Here is a 6,205-nt window from a genome sequence, read left to right as displayed (position 1 = left end):
GACGAGACCATCATCGTCAAAAACCAGGGCACCATCTTCCTCGGCGGCCCGCCGCTCGTGAAGGCCGCCACGGGCGAAGTGGTGAGCGCCGAGGAACTCGGCGGCGGCGATGTGCACACGCGGCTCTCGGGCGTCGCTGACCACCTGGCGCAAAACGACCTGCACGCACTCGCACTGGCGCGCGCGGCGGTCGCCAATTTGAACCAAAAAGGCCGCAAGCCCAGCGTGGAATGGACACCGGTTGCTCCGAAATATGAAGCAATTGAGCTCTACGGTGTCATTCCCACCGACACCCGCAAGCCCTTCGACGTGCGCGAGATCATCGCCCGCATCGTCGACGGCAGCGAGTTCGACGAATTCAAGGCGCGCTTTGGCACCACCCTGGTGTGCGGCTTCGCGCGCATCGAAGGCATGCCCGTGGGCATCATCGCCAACAACGGCATCCTGTTCAGCGAGTCGGCGCTCAAGGGCGCGCACTTCATCGAGCTGTGCTGCCAGCGGAAAATCCCGCTGGTGTTCCTGCAGAACATCACCGGCTTCATGGTCGGGCGCAAGTACGAAAACGAAGGCATTGCGCGCCATGGCGCCAAGATGGTGACGGCGGTCGCCACCGCCGCGGTGCCGAAGTTCACCGTCATCATCGGCGGCAGTTTCGGCGCGGGCAACTATGGCATGTGTGGCCGCGCGTATTCGCCGCGTTTCCTCTGGATGTGGCCCAACGCGCGCATCTCGGTCATGGGCGGCGAGCAGGCCGCGAGCGTGCTCGCCACCGTCAAGCGCGACGGCATCGAGGCCAAGGGCGGCACTTGGAGCGCTGAGGAAGAAGCCGCCTTCAAGGCCCCGATCAAAGCGCAATACGAAGCCCAGGGCCACCCGTATTACGCGACCGCGCGGCTGTGGGACGACGGCATCATCGACCCGGCTGACACCCGCCGCGTGCTGGCGCTCGGCCTCTCGGCGGCGCGCAACATGCCGATCGCCGACACCCGCTTCGGCCTGTTCCGCATGTGAGCACCCGGGACATGCACGCCCGCGCCCGCCGCTTGTCACTGCCCGCACACCAGGAGGCTTTGCGATGAACGCATCGAGACACTTGAGCATCGGCGTCGAGGGAGCCGTCGCCACCGTCACGCTCGCGCGGCCCGAGCTGCGCAATGCCTTTAACGACGAGGTGATTGCCGAACTCCGCGCAGCCTTCGTCGCGCTGGGCATGCGTGAGGACGTGCGGGCCATCGTGCTCGCCGCCGAGGGCCCAGCCTTTTGTGCCGGGGCGGACCTGAACTGGATGCGCCGCATGGCTGGCTACACGCGCGAGGAGAACCTGGCCGATGCCGCCGCGCTGGCCGAGATGCTGCGCACGATCGACCAATGTCCCAAGCCCACCGTCGCGCGCATTCAGGGCGATGTGTATGCCGGCGGCATGGGGCTCGTCGCCGCGTGCGACATCGCGGTCGCGGCGGACACGGCGGGCTTTTGCCTCAGTGAAGTGCGGCTGGGGCTCATTCCCGCCACCATCAGCCCGTATGTGATCCGCGCCATGGGGCCTCGTGCCGCACAGCGCTACTTCCTCACCGCCGAGCGCTTCGACGCTGCCGAGGCGCTGCGCATCGGCTTCGTCCACGCGGTCGTGGCGCCCGAGGCGCTCGATGTGCACGTGCAAGGCATCGTGCGCGCCCTCACCGGTGCGGGCCCGGCGGCCGTGCGCGCGTGCAAGGCGCTGGTGCGCCGCGTGGCGGCGCAACCGATCGACGACGCGCTCATTGCCGCCACGGTCGAATCGATCGCCGACATCCGCGCCAGCGCCGAAGGCCGTGAGGGTGTGCAGGCATTTCTCGACAAGCGTAAACCCGCCTGGCTGGCCGGTTGACCCCAGCCGATGGCTGTCTTTATGGCAACGCCCCTGACGCCCAAGGAACACCGATGTTTCAAAAAATCCTGATCGCCAACCGCGGGGAAATTGCCTGCCGCGTGGCCGCCACTGCGCGGCGCATGGGTGTGCGCACCGTGGCCGTGTATTCGGACGCCGATGCCCAGGCCAAGCATGTCGCCGCTTGCGATGAGGCGGTGCACATCGGCGGCAGCGCCCCGCAGGAGAGCTATCTGCAGTGGCAGCGCATCATCGACGCGGCGCGCGCCACCGGTGCGCAGGCCATCCATCCCGGCTACGGCTTCTTGAGTGAAAACGCCGCCTTCGCACGGGCCTGCGCCGCAGCCGGCCTGGTGTTCATCGGGCCGCCGCCCGAAGCGATCGAGGCCATGGGCCTCAAGGCCGAGTCCAAGCGGCTGATGGAGGCCGCCGGCGTGCCGCTGGTGCCGGGCTACCACGGCGCGAACCAGGACGCCGCGCTGCTGCAAGCCGAGGCCGACGCGATTGGGTACCCTGTCATCATCAAGGCCAGCGCTGGCGGTGGCGGCAAGGGCATGCGGGTGGTCGAGCGCGCCGAGGACTTCGCTGCGGCGCTCGCGAGTTGCCAGCGCGAGGCCCGCAGCAGCTTTGGCAGCGATGCGGTGCTGATCGAGAAATACGTGCAGCGCCCGCGGCACATCGAAATCCAGGTCTTTGGCGACGCCCACGGCCACTATGTCTATCTGTTCGAGCGCGACTGCTCGGTGCAGCGCCGGCATCAAAAGCTGCTCGAAGAAGCCCCCGCGCCCGGCATGACGGCCGAGCTGCGCCAGCAAATGGGCCTGGCGGCGGTGGCCGCAGCCCGCGCTGTGGGCTATGTCGGTGCCGGTACGGTCGAGTTCATCGTCGAGCAGCCCGGGGGCTACGGTCTCGAGGACGGCCGAGTCGCAGAGGGTATGAGCGCCGCCGCGCCGTCCCAAGGCGCGAAGGCCCCCTCGGGGGGCGTGGGGGCCCGATTCTTTTTCATGGAGATGAACACCCGGCTGCAGGTCGAGCATCCCGTGACCGAGGCCATCACCGGGCTGGACCTGGTCGAGTGGCAGTTGCGCGTGGCCGCGGGCGAGCCGCTGCCGCGCCGGCAGGAGGAGCTGCGCATCCACGGTCATGCGATCGAGGCGCGCCTGTGCGCCGAAAACCCGGACCGGCAGTTCCTGCCGGCCACCGGCCGGCTCGAGGTGTACCGTGGTCCGGAATCGGTGGCGTTTCAGCCGCCGGTGGGCGCGGCGGTGCTCGGGGTGCAGCCGGTGCGGATCGATTCGGGCGTGCGCGAAGGCGATGTCGTCAGCCCCTATTACGACTCGATGCTCGCCAAGCTCATCGTGCACGGCGCCACGCGCGACGAGGCGCTCGCGCGGCTCGATGCGGCGCTTGCGGCCACGCACATCGTGGGGGTGGCGACCAACGTGCAGTTTCTGCGCCTGGTGGCTGCCAGCGCGTCCTTCCGCCGGGCCGAGCTCGACACCGCGCTGATTGCGCGCGAGGCCGAGCATCTGTTCGGCCAGGAGCGCGTCGGCGCGACCCGGGCCGTGGCCGCCGCGGTGGCGCACACGCTGCGCCGCGAGGCCGCGCTCGAAGACCACGACCCGTTCAGCCGACGCGACGGTTGGCGCGCCTGGGGTGAGTGGCAGCGCTCGATCCGCTTTGCTTTTGGCGAGGCCACGCTCGATGCGACGCTGCACTACCACCACGACGGATCGCACAGCCTCGCGTTGGGCGAGCTGCGCGACCGGCTGGAAGTCGCGCCCGCCGGCGGCGATGCGCTCGACATCCGCTATGCGGGCGAGCGGCGCCGCTACTGGGTCTATGGCCGCGATGAAACCCTGCATGTGTTTTGCGACCTCGGCGCCACGCAGATCGTCGAAATCGACGCGCTCGCCCATGCCGGCGAAGGCCCGAGCGAAGGCGGGCGGCTGAGCGCGCCGATGCCGGGCAAGGTGGTGTCGTTTGCGGTGCAGCCGGGCGACACCGTGCGCCAAGGCCAGACGCTCGCCGTGATGGAGGCGATGAAGATGGAGCACACGCTGACCGCGCCCGCCGACGGCGTCGTCGTCGAACTGCTCTACGCGCCCGGCGATCAGGTGGCCGAGGGCGCGGAATTGCTGCGGCTGCAAACCCCAAGCTGACCCCGGAGGTCCCGCCATGTCCTTGCCCAGCCACGTCCGCCTCATCGACGTCGGCCCGCGCGACGGCCTGCAAAACGAAAAGCAGCCCGTCCCCGCCGCCGTCAAGATCGAACTCGTGCATCGCCTGCAGGCTGCGGGCCTGAAGGAAATCGAGGTCACGAGTTACGTCAGCCCCAAGTGGGTGCCGCAGATGGCCGACAACCACGAAGTCATGCAGGGCCTGCGGCGCGCGCCCGGGGTACGCTACTCGGTGCTCACGCCCAACCTCAAGGGCTTTGAGGCGGCGCTGCGCGACCGGCCCGACGAAATCGTCGTCTTCGGCGCGGCAAGCGAGGCCTTCAGTCAGAAGAACATCAATTGCTCGATCGCCGAGAGCATCGAGCGTTTTGCGCCGGTCGTGGCCGCCGCCAAGGCCGCCGGTATCGCGGTGCGCGGCGCCATGAGCTGCACCGTGGGCTGCCCCTACGAGGGCGCGATCGCGCCCGAGCGCGTCGCCTACCTTGCCGGCCTCATGAAAGGCATCGGCGTCGAGCGGGTGGACGTGGCCGACACCATCGGCGTGGGCACGCCGCGGCAGGTGCAGGCGGCGATCGAAGCCACGCTCGCGCACTACGACATCGACCACATCAGCGGCCACTTCCACGACACCTACGGCCAGGCGCTGGCCAATACGCTCGCGGCCCTGCAAATGGGCGTGTGGAATTTCCAGGCCTCGGTCGCAGGGCTCGGGGGCTGCCCCTACGCCAAGGGCGCGACCGGCAACGTCGCCACCGAAGACGTGGTCTACATGCTGCACGGCATGGGCATCGAAACCGGCATCGACCTCGACGCACTGGTCGACGCCGGCGCCTACATCAGCGAGCAGCTCGGGCGGCCCAGCGGCTCGCGTGTGGCGCGCGCGCTGCTGGCCAAGCGGGCGGCGGGCTGAACGGGCGCGGAGAATTTGCAAAGCTGCATCCTGGGTGGGATGGTAAAAAGGCGAGTGCTGGAGCATCGATTCCCCGATGTGCTCAATCGCCCCGACCAGGCGTATTCCGCAGTGGCTCAAGGCCCATCTCGAACGGTTGCACCATGACCTCTTTCTCCCTGCGCATCTTCGTCGCCGACGGCGACCCCGACGGCTTGCGTATCGTCGAAAAATCCAACTGGATCGGTAAAGCGCTGGTGTTTCCCCGTGCGCTACTGCCGCAGGTGAAGGCGCGGCCCGAGCTGGCGCAGACCGGCGTCTACCTCTTGCTGTGGCCGCGGCCAGACGGCGAGGGCGAGATGCTCTACGTGGGCGAAGGCGACCCGATCCTTCCGCGCTTGCAGGACCACCAAGCGAAGAAGGATTTCTGGACCCGCGCCATCGGCTTCACCACGGCCACGGCCGGGCAGCTGAACAAGGCGCATGTGCAGTTTCTGGAGGCGCGGCTGATCGCGCTGGCCCGCGCGGCCAAGCGCATGCCGCTGGACAACGCCAACTTGCCCGCCGAACCCAGCCTGAGCGAGGCCGACCGGGCGGACATGGAGGTGTTCCTGGCCCACATGCTGGGCGTGTTGCCGGTGTTGGGGGTGCATGCGTTTGAACAGGCGCCAGCCCCCACGGCTAAGGCCAATCCGCTGCTGACCTGCAAGGGCAAGGGTGTGGTGGCCATGGGTTATGAGGCAACGCAGGGCTTTGTGGTCAAGGCCGGTTCGCAGGCGGTGGCCGAAACGGTCCCGTCGATGGCGCAGCACGTGCGCGGCATGTACGACCTTCGGCAGGAGCTGATCGCCAACGGCGTGTTGGAGTTGGATGCAGGCCTGTATCGCTTCGCGCAGGACTACAGCTTCAGCTCACCCAGCACGGCGGCGGCGGTGGTGCTGGGCCGCAGCGCGAACGGGCGCATCGAGTGGAAAGACGCCCAAGGGCGGACCTTGAAGGAGTTGCAGGAGGCGGAGGCCGGGGCCTCTTGATTCCGCTGGGTAATTGCCCGCTGACGGGCAGTTCTGTGTATTCAACATCCGCAAATCGCGAACGTTGAATACATGCAGCTCAAGCCCCAAGACTTTCTCGTTGCCCTCAAACTGATCGCCTGGGGGGAACAGCGCTGGACGTATGCACGGCTGGCGCAAGAACTGGGGCTGAGCGCCTCCGAGGCGCATGCCGCAGTGAAGCGGGGACTGCAGGCTGGGTTGCTGTTGCAGAACCGGG

The 6,205-nt window shown here is 68.1% G+C and carries 5 protein-coding genes; all 5 read left to right on the top strand.

The annotated features are described in order from the left end of the window. Positions 1–1,011: carboxyl transferase domain-containing protein (locus tag JHC36_RS00260; RefSeq protein WP_287914384.1), on the top strand; the 1,011-nt coding region annotated here is incomplete at its 5' end. A 64-nt stretch (positions 1,012–1,075) separates the two neighbouring features. Beyond that, positions 1,076–1,867 carry an enoyl-CoA hydratase/isomerase family protein gene (locus JHC36_RS00255; protein WP_287914382.1) on the top strand — a complete coding sequence of 264 codons (792 nt, stop codon included), beginning with the start codon at positions 1,076–1,078 and terminating at the stop codon, positions 1,865–1,867. A 53-nt stretch (positions 1,868–1,920) separates the two neighbouring features. Continuing rightward, positions 1,921–4,029: an acetyl/propionyl/methylcrotonyl-CoA carboxylase subunit alpha gene (locus JHC36_RS00250; protein WP_287914379.1), complete on the top strand. Its 2,109-nt coding sequence runs from the start codon at positions 1,921–1,923 to the stop codon at positions 4,027–4,029. A 16-nt stretch (positions 4,030–4,045) separates the two neighbouring features. Then, positions 4,046–4,957, top strand: a complete 912-nt coding sequence (locus tag JHC36_RS00245; RefSeq protein WP_287914376.1) for a hydroxymethylglutaryl-CoA lyase — start codon at positions 4,046–4,048, stop codon at positions 4,955–4,957. A 143-nt stretch (positions 4,958–5,100) separates the two neighbouring features. Next, the gene (locus JHC36_RS00240) at positions 5,101–5,967 is read left to right on the top strand and encodes a GIY-YIG nuclease family protein (protein ID WP_287914373.1); all 867 of its coding nucleotides are present in this window, start codon (positions 5,101–5,103) and stop codon (positions 5,965–5,967) included. Positions 5,968–6,205 lie beyond the last annotated feature (238 nt).

This window comes from Tibeticola sp., assembly GCF_022759015.1.
Lineage (GTDB): Bacteria > Pseudomonadota > Gammaproteobacteria > Burkholderiales > Burkholderiaceae_C > Tibeticola > Tibeticola sediminis.
The sequence above is the reverse complement of the archived record's forward strand: the minus strand, read 5'-3'. Positions and strand labels throughout refer to the sequence as shown.